This window comes from Lysobacter sp. F6437 (assembly GCF_052547215.1).
In genome coordinates this window covers 208,753-225,417 of record NZ_JBQWRB010000002.1, presented here as the reverse complement: position 1 = coordinate 225,417, position 16,665 = coordinate 208,753, and the positions used below count along the sequence as shown (strand labels likewise).

The window sequence follows — 16,665 nt, the reverse complement described above, 5'->3', positions numbered from 1 at the left end:
GGGGTCGATGCGGCCGCCCAGACTACCATCGCGCCGGTGGTGGAAGTAGGCATCGGCGCCCCGCGACGAATCCGCCAGGTACGGGACAGCTTGACCCGGGCGCCGGTCCATCGCTAGACTTGCCGGTCTTTTCCGCACCAGACCCAGAGCCGTCCCCATGGCGACCAAGCGCACCTACCAGCCCAGCAACCTCAAGCGCAAGCGCGACCACGGTTTCCGTGCCCGCATGGCGACCGCCGATGGCCGCAAGATCCTCGCGCGCCGCCGCGCCAAGGGTCGCAAGCGTCTCTGCGCCTAAACCGCGCGTTGTGTCGCAGCGGCCGCCCATCGCCGCCGTTGCCAACCCAATGACGACGACCCGCTTCCCGCGCACCGCGCGGGTACGCGCAGGCTCCGACTTCGATCGCATCTTCAAGCACGGCCGGCGCGTGGCGCTGCCCGTGCTTGCATTGCATTGGCAGGTCGACGTGCCCGATGTCGCCGCCGGCAAGGGTCCGCGGCTGGGCCTGGCGGTGTCGCGCAAGGTCGACCCACATGCGGTCGGGCGAAACCGGATCAAGCGCGCGTTGCGCGAAACCTTCCGCCGGCACCGGGCCGGGCTGGTCGACGGCGACTATGTGGTGGTCGCACGACCCGGTGCCGCCCGGCTCAGCGGCCCCCAGGTCGGCGAGGCGTTCCTGAAACTGCTGCAGCGCGCCGGTGCGGTGTTGCCCGGGGCGGCTCCCACCGAGGCTTCGCCCGCGTTGCCCACGCCTGCAACGACCGGCACAATGCCCGCGCTTGCCCCACCGGCCGCGCCGTCCGCCGATCCTTCCCCCATTGCGCCCGCGCCGTCGTCCGACGGTGACTGAGCCTTCCTGTTGCCCGTGAAAGCCTCCCTATGAACCAGACCCGCATGTTCCTGATCCTCGCCTGGCTGATGGTGGCGACTCTTCTATGGATGGCATGGGACAAGGAGCAGGTGCCAGCGCCAACGACGACGCCGGACAGTTCCGTAGCCGCGGTACCGGGCGCGACAGCGGTCGATGCCAGTGGCGTGCCGAGCATGGCCGCGGTGCCGGCCGGAACCACCACCCAACCCGAGGCCGTCGCGGCCACGCCGGAAGCCGCCGCGGTGACCGTGCATACCGACGTGCTCGAGGTCGTGCTCGACGGCGGCGAAGTCCGCCAGGCCGACCTGCTGACCTACCCGAGCACCGCCGACGACGACAGCGCGCCGGTCCGGCTGTTCGCGCAGGACGCGGCCAACTACTTCGTCGCCCAGAGCGGCTGGGTCAGCCAGACCGGCGCGGCCCCGGGCCACCAGTCCGGCTTCGCGCTCGACCGCGACGCGCTGCCGGCCGGCGCCGACTTCAAGCTCGACCCGGGCGAGGAGCAGGTGGTGGTGCCGTTCACCTGGACCGGCCCGGACGGCGTCAGCATCCGCCGCACCTACACCTTCCGCCGCGGCGACTACGCGGTGCAGGTCCGCGACGAGGTGGTCAACGGCAGCGGCGCGCCGTGGCAGGGCTTCGTCTACCGCCAGCTCAGCCGGGTGCCGCGTGCCTTGCAGAAGTCCGGCCCGCTGAGCGTCGAGCAGTACAGCTTCCAGGGCGCGGCATGGTTCGGCGCCGGCGAGTACGACAAGCGCAAGTACGACGACTTCATCGACGACGGCCCGCTCAACCTGCAGGTCACCGGCGGCTGGATCGCGATGCTGCAGCACCACTTCTTCGGTGGCTGGATCCCGCAGGCCGACCAGCCGGCGCTGTACACGCTGAAGATGGTCGACGGACGTTACGTGATCGAGGCCAGGGGCCCGAGCTTCAGCGTCGCGCCGGGCACCAACGCGACCACCACCGCGCGGCTGTGGGTCGGCCCCAAGCTGGTCGCCAACATCCAGTCGCAGCAGGTGCCGGGACTCGAACGCGCGGTCGACTTCAGCAGCTTCAGCCCGATGGCGACCCTCGCCGGCTGGCTGTTCTGGGTGCTGGCCAAGCTGCACGGCCTGCTCGGTAACTGGGGCTGGGCGATCGTCGGGCTGGTGGTGATCATCAAGCTGGTGATGTTCCCGCTGTCGACCGCGCAGTACAAATCGATGGCGAAGATGCGCAAGTTCCAGCCGCGCATGGCGCAGCTCAAGGAGCGCTACGGCGACGACCGCCAGAAACTGCAGTCGGCGATGATGGAGCTGTACAAGAAGGAGAAGATCAACCCGGTCGGCGGCTGCCTGCCGCTGCTGGTGCAGATGCCGGTGTTCCTGGCGCTGTACTGGATGCTGTCGGAATCGGTCGAGCTGCGCCACGCGCCATGGATCCTGTGGATCCAGGACCTGACCGCGCGCGATCCGTACTTCGTGTTGCCGCTGATCAACGTCGCACTGATGTGGGCGACCCAGAAGCTCAACCCGATGACCGGCGTCGACCCGATGCAGGCCAAGATGATGCAGTTCATGCCGATCGTGATGGGCGTGATGTTCGCGTTCTTCCCGGCCGGCCTGGTGCTGTACTGGGTCACCAACGCCGGCCTCGGCCTGATCCAGCAGTGGTGGATGGTCAGGAAGTACAGCGAAGAGCCGATCAAGGCGTAAGCACTCCCACGAAGAGCCCGCCGCGTGCGGGCTTTTTGTTTGCGTCCACCCCCGGCAGTCGACAAGCTGACCCCATGTCCCAACGCGACACCATCGCAGCGATCGCCACCGCACCCGGCGCCGGCGGGGTCGGCATCGTGCGCCTGTCCGGTCTGCGATCGGCGGAAATCGCGGGTGCGATCTGCGGACGGCGACTGGCCGCGCGGCATGCCCACCATGTGCGTTTCCGCGATGGCGACGGCAGCACGCTCGACGACGGCATCGCACTCTTTTTCGCCGGACCCGCCAGTTACACCGGCGAGGACGTGGTCGAGTTGCAGGCCCATGGCGGTCCGGCACTGCTGCAAGCCCTGCTCGCGCGCTGCATCGGACTGGGCGCACGACACGCGCGGCCGGGCGAGTTCAGCGAACGCGCGTTCCTCGAAGGCCGGCTCGACCTGGCGCAGGCCGAGGCGCTCGCCGACCTGATCGCGGCCGGTGACCTGCGCGCCGCCCGCGCGGCCCGGCGCGCTCTCGATGGCGAGTTCTCGCGACGGGTCGAGGCGCTGGCCGATGGCCTGCTGGCGATCCGCATCCATGTCGAGGCCGCGATCGACTTCGCCGACGAACCGCTCGACACCCTCGGCGGTGGCCCACTGCGAGCTCGCCTCGACGCGCTGGTGCAGGACCTTGAGCAACTGCGGCTCGCCGCCGAGCGCGGCCGACGCCTGCGCGACGGCCTGCACGCGGTCATCGTCGGCCCGCCCAACGCCGGCAAGAGTTCACTGCTCAACGCGCTGGCCGGAAGCGACCGCGCGATCGTCACCGACATCGCCGGCACCACCCGCGACCTGCTGCACGAAGTGGTGCGGATCGATGGCGTCGAGCTGGGCCTGGTCGATACCGCCGGCCTCCGCGAGGGTGGCGACGCGATCGAGCGCGAGGGCATGCGCCGCGCCGAAGTGGAGTTGCAGCGTGCCGACCTGGCGATCGTCGTGCTCGACGCACGTGATCCCGATACCGGCGCGGCGGCGGTCATGGATGCGGTCGCCAACGTGCCGCAACGACTGTGGCTGCATAACAAGAGCGACCTGCTCGACCATCCGCCGTCGCTCCCGGCCGCTGGCGGCGGGCAGCAGCACCTGGTGGTCTCGGCGCGGACCGGCGCCGGGCTTGACGAGTTGCATGCCCGTCTGCGTGCGCTTGCGCTGGGCGACGGCGCGGATGCCACCGACGGTGCTTTCACCGCGCGCGCGCGGCATGTCGATGCGCTGGACCGCGCCCGAGCGGCACTGGTCGATGCGCGCGCGCAGTTGCAGCACGAGGCGCTCGACCTCGCCGCCGAGGCGCTGCGGCTGGCCCACGACGCGCTTGGCGAGATCACCGGCCGGGTCCATGCCGATGATCTGCTGGGCCGGATCTTTTCGAGCTTCTGCATCGGCAAGTAGAAATGTGACGCACGTCATGTTTGTGACTTCCGACCGCATGCGTTCAGCGGCATCCCGTCACGGAAACTTGACAAGTGCCGCGTGCTCTCGCGACCTTGTGCGTGTGCGCCTGCGAGGCCGCACTTCAGGGGAGTTCGTCAATGATCGTCAATCCACAAGCCCGGCAATCGCGCCGGTTGCCTGCTGTTTCCAAATTGTCGCTGGTGTTGGCCATGGGCCTGGCGCTGGCGGCCTGCAACAACGACCAGGCGTCGCCGGAAGGCGCGGCGCCGGCGTCCACCGATGCGGTCGCACCCGCCCAGGCCCCGGCAATCGCCGCCGAGGACGCGGTTTCGGACGAAGTCAACGCGCTGAGCGCCGACCAGTTGCGCGACTCCGCCCGCAAGGCCTACGGCGACAATCGCCTGTACGCGCCGGCCGGGGACAACGCGGTCGAGTACTACCTCGCACTGCGCGACAAGTCGCCGGGCGATGCCTCGGTATCGAGTGCGTTGACCGACCTGCTGCCGATGACCGTCATCGCCACCGAGCAGAGCATCAACCGCGGTGACTTCGCCGAGGCCCAGCGCCTCGCCGCGTTGCTGGAGAAGGCCGAGCCGCAACACCCGGCACTGGCCCGCCTGCGTACCAATATCGATACCCAGCAGAAGGCTGCCGCCAAGCGTGCCGCCGAGCAGGTGGTGACTGCCGAGGAACAGGCCCAGGCCCAGGCCGAGCTCGAGCGCAAGCGCCTGGCCGACCAGAAGCGCCAGCAGGAGCAGGCCGCGCGTGAACTGGCCGCCAGGGAAGCCGCGGACGAGAGTGCCGCCGAGAAGGCCGCCGCCGACAAGGCCGCGGCGGACAAGGCCGCCGCCGACGCGGCTGCCGCCGCCGAACAGCGCCGGCTTGCCGCCGCCGCGGCGGCTGCCGCGGCCAAGCCGACCGCCGCCGACCTGCGCCCGCTGGCCATGCCGGGCCCGCAGTATCCGCGCGAAGCCCTGCGTGCCGGCCAGTCCGGCGAGGTGCTGGTCGAGTACACGGTGGGCACCGACGGCTCGGTTACCTCGGCGCGCGTGGTGCGTTCCAACCCGGGCCGGGTGTTCGACCGCGCCGCGCTCGATGCGGTCCAGAACTGGCGCTTCCAGCCGATCTCCGAGCCGGTCACCACCCGCCGCGCGATCGGTTTCAGTCCGGGGCGGTAAGCCTGGATCGCCGAGCCAGGCGCCGGCCCGTTCGACAGGACGGCTCGACCCGCCAGGCAGTTACGACAAACCCGGCATCCGCCGGGTTTGTCGTGTGTGGCCTTGGGCGAAGTATCGCCGCCACCGGTCAGCCGGAGATCGCCAGCTTCTCCTGGTGGTAACGCCGCACCGCCGCGTACCAGAGCACCGCGGCCAGTCCGAAACTCGCGGCGATGTAGACCGCCCAGATCTCCAGGCTGATCGGCTCGGCCCGGATGATCTTCAGCAGCAACTGGTTCTGTGCGAGGAACGGCACCGCGAACTGCCACAACTGCGTCTTGATTGGGTTCGCCATCAACACGATGGTCGGCAGCATCGGCATCAGCACCAGCCAGCTCATGTGGCTCTGGGCCTCCTTCATGCTCTTGGCCGCGGCGGCGAGGTAGGTCAGCAGCGCATTGCCGATGAACACCATCGGCAGCAGCACCAGCAGCATGTTGGCGATCGCGCTGAGCCGCACGTCCATCGCCTCGGCCGTCGCCGTGCCCGCCAGCGCACTGAGCTTGAGCGCGAGCAGGGTCAGCAGCAGCGTCACCATGCCCAGCACGCAGGCCGCGGCGAGCTTGCCGCTGACGATCGCGCCGCGCGGTGCCGGCGTCGCCAGCAAGGGTTCCAGCGACTGCCGCTCGCGCTCGCCGGCGGTGGCGTCGAGGATCAGCGCCATGCCGCCGAGGAACGCCGACATGATCAGGAAGTAGGGCAGCAGCAGCCCCAGCAACATCCCGCGCTTGGCTTCCGGAGTGGCCATGTCGAGGCTGGCCGCGGTAACCGGCCGGGCGACCGCCGCATCGATGCCGCGCGCGTAGAGCCGCAATGCGCCGACCTGCTCGCGGTACAGCGCCAGTGCAGCGCGGACCCGGGCGACCGGGATCTCGGCATTGCGGCGGGTGCTGTCATGCAGGATCTCGATGCCGGCGGGGCGACCGGCACGCCAGTCGGCGGCGAAATCCTCGTCGATCCGCAATGCGACATCGACATCCTGGTTGGCGATCGCGGCAGACAGGTCCGCCGGCGGCGCGACCGCGTCGATCCCGTAGCCGGCGAGGAACCCCAGCAGGTTGGGCGCACGCTCGGCGCCGACGACGGGTACCTCCAGCACCTCCTCCAACTGCGTCTTGCTGCGGTTCTCGGAGATCGCGCCCATGCCGAGGATCAGCACAGGCATCAGCAGCGGGCCCATCATCAGCCCCAGCAGCAGGGTGCGGTGGTCGCGTCCGATGTCGAGCAGCTCCTTGCGCAGCACCGTCCACAGCGTGGCCATCGATTTCGACTTCATGCGTGCAGTCCCTCGTCGCTGCCGATCGCCTTGACGAAGGCGTCTTCCAGGTTGGATTCACCGAACGTCGCGCGCAGTTCGTCGGCGCTGCCGGCGGCCACCACCTGGCCTTTGGCGATGATGACGATGCGGTCACACAGCGCCGCCACCTCCTGCATGATGTGGCTGGAGAAGATCACGCAACGGCCCTCGGATTTCAGTTGCTGCAGGAAGCCGCGCATCGCGCGGGTGGTCATCACGTCCAAGCCGTTGGTCGGCTCGTCGAGGATGACGTTGCGCGGGTCGTGCACCAGCGCGCGGGCGATCGCGGTCTTGGTCCGCTGGCCCTGCGAGAACCCCTCGGTCTGGCGGTCGAGGATGTCGGCCATGTCGAGCGCGGCCGACAGCGCGGCAGTGCGCTGTGCGATCAGCGCCGCCGACATGCCGTGCAGCTCGCCGAAATAGGCGATGTTCTCGCGCGCGGTGAGCCGCTTGTAGACGCCACGCGCGTCGGGCAGCACGCCGAGCGCGCGGCGCACCGCGGCCGGGTCGGCGGCGGCGTCGATGCCGTCGACCACGACCTTGCCGGTATCCGGCGTCATCAGCGTGTAGAGCATGCGCAGGGTGGTGGTCTTGCCGGCGCCGTTGGGACCGAGCAGGCCGGTGATCTGGCCGTCGGCGGCATCGAAGTGGACGCCGTCGACCGCCTTGACCGTGCCGGTCTTGGTCTTGAACGCCTTGTGCAGGTTGTCAGCGGAAATCATGCGAGGGTCCTTGCGAAGCGGGTCATGGTGCCCAGCCATTGAAGTGCACGAACGGCGGCACGTAGCGCAGTGCGTCGAGACAGCCGGTATCGAGCGCATCGGCGTCGGCGTTCTCGATGAACTGGCCGAGCAGCTTCGGCATGCAGCCGGTCGCCGAGACGTTGTGGCCCTGGCCCTGCAACACCAGGTGGCGGCCGTTGGGCAGGTTGGCGACGACCTGCTCGCCGTAGCGCGGCGGCGTCACCGGGTCGAGTTCGCCCGACAGCAGCAGCACCGGCAGCTCCGATACGAACGGCTGGTGGAACCCCTGCGGCGCGTCGCCATGCGGCCACACCGAACACGGCGCGAAGAACGCCTCGGCCATCTCGCCGCCGATGATGGTGTCGGCGGCTTCGGGGCCGGGCTCATAGCGGCCGGCGTCCTCGGCGCACAGCACCGACCACTGCATGCCGCGGGTCATCTGGCCCTGCATCTGCTCGCCACTCATCTGCACCAGCGACATCAGCGGCGCGTAGCGGCCATGGGCGGCCTCGTCGATCATCAGCGGCAGCAACGCGGCGGTCTGCGGCACGTAGGAGAACATGAAGGCGAGGCTGCCGACCGCGTCGGCGGTGACGGTGTCGTGGCGCAGCTCGCCGGTGCGCGAGTCGCGGTAGTCGACCTCGACCGGCGCCGCCTCCAGCGACGCCATCACCGTGCGCAACTGCGCGCGCATGTCGGTCGGGAAGCGCTCGCGGCAGGCGGGCAGCTCGTGGCACTGCGCCGACTGCAGCGCCAGCGCGTCCTCGAGGGTGCGGGCGAACTCGCCGCCGACCACCAGCGAGTTCGGCGCAACGCCATCGAGCACCACGGTGCGGGTGTGCTGCGGGTAGGTCGCCGCGTACTGCTGGGCGACGCGGGTACCGTAGGACACGCCGAGCAGGTTGACCTGTTCGACCCCGAGCGCCGCGCGCACCGCATCGAGGTCACGCACGGCGTCGGTGGTGGTGTAGAAACGCGGATCGGCGCGGCCTTCCAGACCCTGCGCACAGCGGCGGGCGAATTCGACCATCTGCTCGAGGTCCGGCACGTCCGCCGGGTCCAGCGGCATCGGCGCACCGTTGGCGTCGCGGCAATCCAGCGGGTTGGACCGGCCGGTGCCGCGCTGGTCGACCAGGATGATGTCGCGCTTCTTGCCGACGTCCTCCAGGGTGCGTTCGACCGTCGCGGCGTGTTCGGTGGCGGCCTGGCCCGGCCCGCCTGCGATGAAGAACACCGGATCGCCCGTGCCTGCGCTGTTGCCCTCGTTGGCCGGCAACCAGGCGATGTTGAGCGCGATCATGCGGCCCTCGGGCGCGGCCGGGTCCTCGGGCACCTCGAACGTGCCGCACTGGGCCTCGGTGGGCTTGCCGCCGGCGGGGCCGGTCAGCGAGCAGGGCGCGAAGCCGATGTCGCCGAAATGGCGGGCGGCGGCGTCGGCCGTGGCGGTGTCGCTGTCGGCGTTGCAGCCTGCCAGCAGGATCGCCGCGACGATGCCGGTGGCGATGGGCAGTATCCGGGTGGTGCGCATGTTTCCCCTCGGGTCCGTAAGGCGGATCGCCTTGCAGGATGACAGACGGGGACGGCGCGGAAAATGTGACAAACGGCAGGCGGTAGCCGGCCCGGCAGGCTACTTGCTGCTGACGTACTTTTCGCGGCGAATCTGCTTGACCTCCAGCCCCGACTCCTTGAGCGACTCGAAGCAGGCGTCGACCATGTTGGGGTTGCCGCACAGATAGGCGATGTCGGTCGCCGCGTCGGGCGCGAACTCGGGCAGGAACTGCTGCACGTAGCCGTGGCGCACGTCGGCGTGGGCGGCGTCGGAACCCGGCTCCGGCAGTTCGCGCGAAAAGCACGGCACGAAGCGGAAGTGGTCTGGGTGCCTGTCCGCGAATGCACGGAACTCGTCGCCGTACAGCAACTCGTCCGGGGTGCGCGCGCCGAACAGCAGCACCACCTTGATGCCGCGCCCGGCGATCGCCTGCTCGATCAGCGGCAGCATCGCCCGGTACGGCGTCACCCCGGTGCCGGTGCCGATCAGCAGGTAGCGTGCGTTGGCGTCGGTCGGCAACAGGCAGAAACGGCCGAACGGACCGCTGGCGTCGACCGTACCGCCTTCGTCCAGGCCCTCGAACAGCGCCGTCGCCGCGCCGCCGGGCACGTAGCTGACCGCGATCTCGACCGCCTCGCCCGGGCCGATCGCGTGGTCGTGGATGGTGGCGAGCGAGTACGAGCGCTTGGTCGCGGTGCCGTCGGCGTACTGGAAGTGGACCTGGATGAACTGGCCCGGGATGAAGTCCAGCGGCTGGCCGTCGTCGCGCACGAACACGTAGTGGCCGACGCTCGGGGCGAGCATGCGGCGGGAGACGAGCTTGAGCGGGAAGTGCTGGATTGCCACGCGGGAACCTTGGAAGCCGGAGACCAGGCGGTCGGGAGTCGCTTGGAACGCTGCGTCGCCTGGGTGCGCGCAGCGAGCCGCCTATACTACCGGGATCGCCCGCGGCCCATGCCCGCGCGGCATTCCATCCCGGTTCCAAAAGGCTTGCAGACCCTATGACCCAGACCCAGGTGGCCCTCGCCGCCGCGCCGGACGGGGCAGTCCCCGCGCTTTCCGTCCATGACCTGCGCAAAACCTACGATGCCGGCACCGGCAAGCGCGGTGTCGAGGCGCTCAAGGGGGTTTCGCTGGATGTCGCCGAGGGCGACTTCTTCGCCCTGCTCGGCCCCAACGGCGCCGGCAAGAGCACCCTGATCGGCATCGTCAGCTCGCTGGTCAACCTGAGCTCCGGTTCGGTGAAGGTGTTCGACACCGACCTGCAGGCCGACCGCAGCGCGGCGATGCGCCTGATCGGGCTGGTGCCGCAGGAGATCAACTTCAACCTGTTCGAGCAGCCGCTCGACATCCTGGTCAACTACGCAGGCTTCTACGGCATTGCGCGCGAAGTCGCGGTGCAGCGTGCCGAAGAGGAACTCAAGCGTGCGCAGCTGTGGGACAAGGCGCGGATGATGAGCCGCACCCTGTCGGGCGGCATGAAGCGCCGGCTGATGATTGCCCGCGCGATGATGACCCGGCCGCGCCTGCTGATCCTCGACGAGCCCACCGCCGGCGTCGACATCGAGATCCGCCGCGGCATGTGGGAGACCCTGCGCGAGATCAACGCCGCCGGCACCACCATCATCCTGACCACGCACTACCTGGAAGAAGCCGAGTACCTGTGCCGCAACCTGGCGATCATCGACCGCGGCCAGATCGTCGCCGCCGGGCCGATGCGCACGTTACTGGCAAAGCTCGACGTCGAGGGCTTCGTGCTCGACATCGACGGCGCGCTGCCGCCGGAACTGCCGCAGATCGAGGGCACCACCGTGCTCGCGCGCGATGACCACACCCTCGATATCGAGATGCCGCGCGCGATGGACCTCAACCGCGTATTCGCCGCGCTCGGCGACGCCGGCATCCGGGTGCGCTCGATGCGGACCAAGAGCAACCGGCTGGAGGAGCTGTTCGTGCGCATGGTCGCCGCCGGCGATTCCGCCCCCGATGCCTCCTCTGGCACCACCCCGGAACAGACGCCATGAGCCACCCCAACCTGGTTGCCCTCGGCACCGTCGCCCGCCGCGAGATCCACCGCATCCTGCGCATCTGGGCCCAGACCCTGGTGCCGCCGGCGATCACCATGACCCTGTACTTCCTGATCTTCGGCGGCCTGATCGGCTCGCGGATCGGGACCATGGACGGCATCTCGTACATGGACTTCATCGTCCCCGGGCTGGTGATGATGAGCATCATCCAGAACAGCTACGGCAACATCTCCTCGTCGTTCTTCGGCGCCAAGTTCGGCCGCCACGTCGAGGAGCTGCTGGTCAGCCCGATGCCGAACTGGGTGATCCTGGGCGGCTACGTCGCCGGCGCGGTCGCGCGCGGGCTGGCGGTCGGCGTGATCGTGCTGGCGATCGCCTCGCTGTTCACCGATGTCAGCATGCCGCACCCGTGGGTGACCCTGGCGACGGTGCTGCTGGGCGCGGTGATCTTCGCCCTGGCCGGCTTCATCAACGCCGTCTACGCGAAGAAGTTCGACGACGTCACCATCGTCCCGACCTTCATCCTGACCCCGCTGACCTACCTGGGCGGCGTGTTCTATTCGGTCAAGCTGCTGCCCGACTGGGCCGAGGCGATGACCCACGCCAACCCGATCTTCTACATGGTCAACGCGTTCCGCTACGGCCTGCTGGGCGTCAGCGACGTGCCGCTGTGGATCGCATTCGTGTTGATGCTGGGGTTCGTGGTGGTGCTGACGGCGCTGGCGTTGTGGTTGCTCAAGCGGGGAGTGGGGTTGCGCAGCTGATCCATCGCGAGTTGTGCGGTGGGTCGCCCTGGGTGTGCCGTTGGTGGTGGTAGGGTTTGTGCGCCGCGCGCGGAGCGCCGGCCACACTCCCCCGAATCCAGGAGCAATCCATGAAGCTACGTATCGCGTCGTCCCCTGCCTTTTTCGCCGTCATGTTGGCGGCTTTCGCCATGGCGGCCTGCAGCAACCCGGCGCACAGCCAGGGTGCGGCCGAGCCTGGCGCGGCCGCGTCACCGGTTGGCGAGCCACAGGGCGTGCCGGGCCTGCCGCCGGAACTCATTGGCGGCTCGATCGCGGCGAAGGTCGCCGTATCGCTGTACGTCGGGGCCGAGCACTGCGGGGCGAGCGAGTCGAAGCTTGAGGGCATCAAGCAGAAGTCGAAGGACAAGGCGGCCCGGCATGGCGTTTCGTCAGCGGACTTCGACGCCGCGTTCCAGGCAGCACTACCCGCGGCCAGAAAGAACGTTGCCGAAAAGGCGGCGGTTACGCCGGCCGACGAGAAGGCGCGTGCCTGCGAGCAGATGCTGGGCGGGATCTGATCGCCCCGGCCCTGCTTCCCCCGTTCGCACTGTCTTCGAGATGACTGGAGATTCCACTTTGAAGCGCATCACACTGCCGCGCGCGCCCCGCGCGATCCTCGTCGCCCTGTTGCCCTTTGCACTCGCCGCCTGCTCCGGCGGCGAACCCGCGCCGGCCGATGCCGACAGCCCCAACGGCGCGGAGGTCGGAGCCGACCAGATCGACCGCGACGACGCTCCCTCCGATCATGCCGCCGAACCCGCATCAACCGTGTCGGACCGGTTCGAAATCGACAGCGTGCCGGTATCGGACGCCTCGCTGGGCGCCTTTCCATACTTCGCCTTGCCCCCGGAACTGGAGTCCGGAGAGGAGCAGACATTCAAGTTCGACCACTTCCCGTTCTGGGTAGGTGACCGGATGGTGTGGGTCGAAGGCCGAATCTACTCCGCGGGTTTCACAGGCACGGACGACCAGGATTTCTCACCGCTCGCGGTGCGCCGCAATATCGAGTCGATGATCGAGGCCGCAGGCGGCAGGAAGATCGCCGAAGGCCGGATACCGCCCGCGATGACGGAGCAGTACGAGGAGGACGATGTCGCCATCCGCTACGTCGACGGCAAAGGCGATGTCTACAACGAGCCGGCCAGCACCTATCTGGTCCGTCGCGCCGACCGCGACATCTGGGTGCATCTGTCGACCAACAACATATTCGGCGGTTGGATCATCGCCGAGACCCAGGCCTTCACTCCCACCGCGACGCTGCTCCCGGCCAGCGAGTTGAAGCAGCAGCTCGACACCGCCGGCAAGGTCGCGCTGCAGGTCAATTTCGCGACCGACAAGGCCGAGATCCTGCCCGAATCGCAACCGCAGATCGAGCAGGTGGTCCAGTTGCTCAAGGACGATCCGGCGCTGGAGCTGTCGATCAACGGGCATACCGACGACACCGGTGACGCCGCCCACAACCGGCAGTTGTCGGAAGCGCGTGCCGCGTCGGTGGTCGCGGCGCTGGCCGCACAGGACATCGATGCCGAACGGCTGGATGCGAACGGCTTTGGCCAGGACCAGCCGGTTGCCGACAATGGCACCGCGGAAGGCCGGGCGAAGAACCGGCGCGTGGAGCTGGTCAAGGCGGATTGAGATCCGCCGCCGCGGCCTGCACCGGATCACGAATCCCGCGAATCTTTCGTGGGATTCCACCGACAGAGCCGGTTGGTCGACTCACCCGTCGCGATCCGGCACTCGACACTGAGCCGGTGTGCGATGAGCAACGATTGACTCCCTCGCGCGATGGAATAGTCGCTTCGCAGCGGCGAAACCAGGCCCGGAAAACTGCGAATTCCGTCACAGTAATGTGACGGCAGACGGTTTCCATGCGGCAGGGTCTTGAAACAGTCACACCTGCAAGCTAGGGTTCGGCGTGTCCTTCCTGGGCAATCAGTGACGTGTTGCGTCATGTGCCGGGAAGGCTCGTTGGTCCCCAGGGGGGCCTGTTCCAGACCAACCACGCATTCCAGTCAGCAACGAAACAGGGAAGAGGATTAACGCATGCAGATCAAACAGCGCCGTTTCGGCAATCGTCAGCTCGGTCAGGGCATGACCGAATACATCATCATCACCGCCCTGATCGCCATTGCGGCCATCGCGGTCTTCACCTTCTTTGGCGGCACGGTCCGCTCCCAGGTCGGTGGCATGGCGCGGGAGCTGAGCGGCGAAACCGCGAGCTCTTCGATCCAGAAGGCGCAGGCAGCCTCGAAGAAAGCCGAGGCGGAAGGCAAGGACAACAAGGGCCTCGGCAACTACCAGAACGACAACGCGCGCTGATGCCGCTCCGGCCCGCGCAGGCGTGAGTCTGTGCGGGCCGTTTGCACTGCCGGCGGCTCTCACCGGTATCCGGTGGGACGCACAACGGCAACGGACACCCACATTCAATCCGGATCTCCACGCACGCCGTCATTCGACGTGATCCAGTCGACCGATCGGGCCGGGGTGACGGAGTACAGCGTCCGTTCTCCGGCGGTCGGGCGGACCGGACGCTGACGGATCAAACGTTTTCCAGGGGCTGAGCGTCGATGGACATCACGCGTCTTCGTACCATTCAATCCGGCGGCATGCGGCGCTCGGGTTCCGCGCGTGTTCGCGGGCAGGCCATGGTGCTGTTCCTGGTGCTGTCGGGCGTGCTTTGCCTCGGCCTGATCCTGATGTTCGACACCGGCCAGAGCATTAACAAGAAGGTACAGCTGGTCAATACCGCCGACGCCGCGGCTTACAGCGTGGCCGTGCAGGAAGCCAAGGCGCTCAATTTCTCCGCGTATATGAATCGCGCACGGGTTGCGAATGAAGTCGCGATCGCCCAGATGGTGAGCCTGTGGTCGTGGAGCAACATGCTGCACACGCACACATTGGTGGGCTACAACCTGTTCACCTACCTGGCGGGGATCGCCGCTGCCTCGGTGGTGCTATCTCCCGCCGCGCCGTTCCTGCAAGCGGTAGCGAAGGCATATCAGGTGGCCGAGAAGATCGTCGCCCAGGGCCGCAATGTCTATCACAAAGTGATCACGGTCGGGGGGCTCATTCCGGGTATGAAAGGTGGCCTGGTCGAGGCCCTGAGTGCCCTCAATGGCGTCTTCGCCACCGCCACCGAGGCGGTGCTCAATTACGTCGGCGGCGTGGACGGATATCTCATTGCCACCGACGTGGTCGAAAGAAACGACCCGACCGCCAAGTTCGACCTGGTCGGCAAGGCCCTGCTGATCAAGCAACTGGAAAACGCAACCACCCGCGGCACGCTGGGTGAGAGTTTCCTGGCCGGCTACAGCAAGGACAAGGATGGCGGCGCGGGCATGGAGCGGTTCCGCAACGTGGTGATGGCTTCGCGTGACGAGTTCTCCGCCGACCGCGGCCAGAACCTCGACTTCTGGCTTGCCGAGATCGGCACCTGGGGCGGCACCGACATGGTCGACTACGAGCGTTGGGCCGGCATGGACACGATGTTCATCGAGATCAACCTGCCGTACCCGCTGAGCGACATGGACATGCCGCTCGGCTGGGGTGGCGCGCAGGCGGTGAACAGCCGCAAGACACTGCCCAGCTTCCTTCCCGGCATCCAGAGCGGTGAGCACGGCGGGGAAGGCTGGTACGCGCAGGGCCACTCGGGCCAACCCACCTACGAACCCTATGGCGGCTCACGCGGCAACACCGCCAACCTCGCCGACGACTATCCATCGGTCAACACGCCGGGACTGTGGGGCGCGAGCAACAGCCTGACCAAGAAGCGCGACGCCTATTTCGAGGGCTACCAGGGCCTGCAGCCCTACCAGGACGTCAAGGACAAGTACGCGCAGCAGCCGGAGGGCAAGGAGGCCGGCCCGATGTTCACGGTCTACATCTACAGCGACCGGAAGGACGCGAGGACCAGCGAGGACATCGACGGCATCGGCGGACCGGCCGGCGGCGCCCTTGAGCTCAAGAACGACATGGCCAATGACCGGATCACCGCGATCTCCACGGCCCAGGCCTATTTCAACCGGCCACCCGCCGACCGCCAGTCGCTGTTCCAGCGCTTAGTGCCCAAGGAGTGGAACGGGGAGCCGGTCAACGACGGGCAACTGGAGAAGGGCAGCCTGTTCAGTCCCTATTGGCAAGCGCGCCTGGTCGACACGCCCAGCGAGCTGTATCTGGCCGCGGGCATCTCGAGCCTGGTGGGCGCGCCATGACCCGCGTTGGCCTGGCTGCCGGCGTACTCATGCTTCTGGCCGCCTGTGGTGCGGACGGCGCCGATCCCGGTGACAGCACCGCTGCGGGTGCCGATGCCGGCGTGCCGGCGTCTACGGGGTCGATGCCGCCGATCTACATCGATCAGCAGATCGAGATCCTCGATGATGGTCGCAACCAGCTTCGTCGAAACTACGAGTTCGCACTGCAGGGTTGCCAGGAGGCCGGCAAGCTGACGCGCGCGCTCACTGAAGAGGAGCTGGCCAAGGTTGGCACGATGCGCCTGCAGCGCTGGATCAAGTCCGACCGGGCGGCCTATCGTCGGGAGGAGTTCAACTACACCAGCGGTTCGCTGCAGAGCGGCCAACTCTGCGAGTTCAACCTCACGCGCGGTGGCGTGCATGTCTATCTCGACGCCGACCAGACCACGACGCTGGAACTGGATACCGGAGAGACGAGCCGGTCGACGGCACCGGCGGCGCATATCCTGGATCGTGGCGTGGCCTCCACGGAAGAGGCAAATCCTGACTCCACCACGACGCCGGAACCCGATGCGATTCTGGGTGAGCCTTGCGTGCGCCGCGAGGGCGCCGACGGAGTCGGCAGTTCGTGCGTGTGGTCCGGCGGTTCGGAGTGGGGTTTCGGCGTCCCTCCCGGACCGCTGCTCGTCGACAACGTCGACCACCTGTTGCATGCCATCGTTTTGCAGCAGGAACCCGGTCCCCGCGGCCAGCATCGGGTGACGACGAAACAGTTCATCGTTGGTGCGGATTTCGACGACGAAGCGATGCAGCCCGCGGCGGAGTCGCCCGCGGCCGGCTCCGGCCCGGGTCGATAGG

16 protein-coding genes are annotated in these 16,665 nt (G+C 68.0%); 12 read left to right on the top strand and 4 right to left on the bottom strand.

Annotation, left to right across the window (positions count from 1 at the left end):
• The first annotated feature begins 157 nt into the window (after positions 1–157).
• From rpmH to ACT9F5_RS09550, 5 genes are all read left to right on the top strand, one after another.
• Complete coding sequence (gene rpmH, locus ACT9F5_RS09570) at positions 158–298, top strand: 50S ribosomal protein L34 (RefSeq protein WP_031374044.1); 141 nt, start codon at positions 158–160, stop codon at positions 296–298.
• 49 nt (positions 299–347) lie between these two features.
• Positions 348–851, top strand: a complete 504-nt coding sequence (gene rnpA / locus ACT9F5_RS09565; RefSeq protein ID WP_445119715.1) for a ribonuclease P protein component — start codon at positions 348–350, stop codon at positions 849–851.
• Between the two features lie 29 nt (positions 852–880).
• Positions 881–2,569 carry a membrane protein insertase YidC gene (yidC, locus tag ACT9F5_RS09560; protein WP_445119714.1) on the top strand — a complete coding sequence of 563 codons (1,689 nt, stop codon included), beginning with the start codon at positions 881–883 and terminating at the stop codon, positions 2,567–2,569.
• A 74-nt stretch (positions 2,570–2,643) separates the two neighbouring features.
• Positions 2,644–3,996, top strand: a complete 1,353-nt coding sequence (gene mnmE / locus ACT9F5_RS09555; protein WP_445119713.1) for a tRNA uridine-5-carboxymethylaminomethyl(34) synthesis GTPase MnmE — start codon at positions 2,644–2,646, stop codon at positions 3,994–3,996.
• Positions 3,997–4,136: 140 nt separating this feature from the next.
• Positions 4,137–5,177, top strand: a complete 1,041-nt coding sequence (locus tag ACT9F5_RS09550; RefSeq protein WP_445119712.1) for a TonB family protein — start codon at positions 4,137–4,139, stop codon at positions 5,175–5,177.
• A gap of 127 nt (positions 5,178–5,304) precedes the next feature.
• Here ACT9F5_RS09550 and ACT9F5_RS09545 read toward each other — a convergent pair whose 3' ends face one another.
• The 4 genes from ACT9F5_RS09545 to ACT9F5_RS09530 form a co-directional block, all read right to left on the bottom strand.
• A complete protein-coding gene (locus tag ACT9F5_RS09545; RefSeq protein WP_445119711.1) occupies positions 5,305–6,492 on the bottom strand; it encodes an ABC transporter permease subunit in 1,188 nt (395 codons plus the stop codon).
• Entirely contained in the window at positions 6,489–7,235 is a 747-nt protein-coding gene (locus ACT9F5_RS09540) for an ATP-binding cassette domain-containing protein (RefSeq protein ID WP_445119710.1), read from the bottom strand. Before ACT9F5_RS09540 ends, ACT9F5_RS09545 begins: the two co-directional genes overlap by 4 nt.
• 22 nt (positions 7,236–7,257) lie before the next feature.
• Positions 7,258–8,784: an alpha/beta fold hydrolase gene (locus tag ACT9F5_RS09535; protein WP_445119709.1), complete on the bottom strand. Its 1,527-nt coding sequence runs from the start codon at positions 8,782–8,784 to the stop codon at positions 7,258–7,260.
• Between the two features lie 99 nt (positions 8,785–8,883).
• Complete coding sequence (locus ACT9F5_RS09530; RefSeq protein WP_445119708.1) at positions 8,884–9,651, bottom strand: FAD-binding oxidoreductase; 768 nt, start codon at positions 9,649–9,651, stop codon at positions 8,884–8,886.
• 155 nt (positions 9,652–9,806) lie between these two features.
• On the opposite strand from ACT9F5_RS09530, the gene ACT9F5_RS09525 reads away from it, so the two are divergent.
• The 7 genes from ACT9F5_RS09525 to ACT9F5_RS09495 all read left to right on the top strand — a co-directional run bounded on the left by ACT9F5_RS09525 (position 9,807) and on the right by ACT9F5_RS09495 (position 16,664).
• Positions 9,807–10,829: an ATP-binding cassette domain-containing protein gene (locus tag ACT9F5_RS09525; RefSeq protein ID WP_445119707.1), complete on the top strand. Its 1,023-nt coding sequence runs from the start codon at positions 9,807–9,809 to the stop codon at positions 10,827–10,829.
• Entirely contained in the window at positions 10,826–11,596 is a 771-nt protein-coding gene (locus ACT9F5_RS09520) for an ABC transporter permease (protein WP_445119706.1), read from the top strand. Before ACT9F5_RS09525 ends, ACT9F5_RS09520 begins: the two co-directional genes overlap by 4 nt.
• A 110-nt stretch (positions 11,597–11,706) precedes the next feature.
• Complete coding sequence (locus ACT9F5_RS09515) at positions 11,707–12,135, top strand: hypothetical protein (protein ID WP_445119705.1); 429 nt, start codon at positions 11,707–11,709, stop codon at positions 12,133–12,135.
• A 58-nt stretch (positions 12,136–12,193) separates the two neighbouring features.
• Complete coding sequence (locus ACT9F5_RS09510) at positions 12,194–13,252, top strand: OmpA family protein (protein WP_445119704.1); 1,059 nt, start codon at positions 12,194–12,196, stop codon at positions 13,250–13,252.
• Positions 13,253–13,660: 408 nt separating this feature from the next.
• Positions 13,661–13,936 (top strand): pilus assembly protein, encoded by a 276-nt coding sequence (locus ACT9F5_RS09505; protein WP_445119703.1) that lies wholly within the window; start codon positions 13,661–13,663, stop codon positions 13,934–13,936.
• A gap of 326 nt (positions 13,937–14,262) precedes the next feature.
• Positions 14,263–15,828 carry a pilus assembly protein TadG-related protein gene (locus ACT9F5_RS09500; RefSeq protein ID WP_445119702.1) on the top strand — a complete coding sequence of 522 codons (1,566 nt, stop codon included), beginning with the start codon at positions 14,263–14,265 and terminating at the stop codon, positions 15,826–15,828.
• A complete protein-coding gene (locus ACT9F5_RS09495) occupies positions 15,825–16,664 on the top strand; it encodes a hypothetical protein (RefSeq protein ID WP_445119701.1) in 840 nt (279 codons plus the stop codon). The genes ACT9F5_RS09500 and ACT9F5_RS09495 overlap by 4 nt, the downstream gene beginning before the upstream one ends.
• Position 16,665 lies beyond the last annotated feature (1 nt).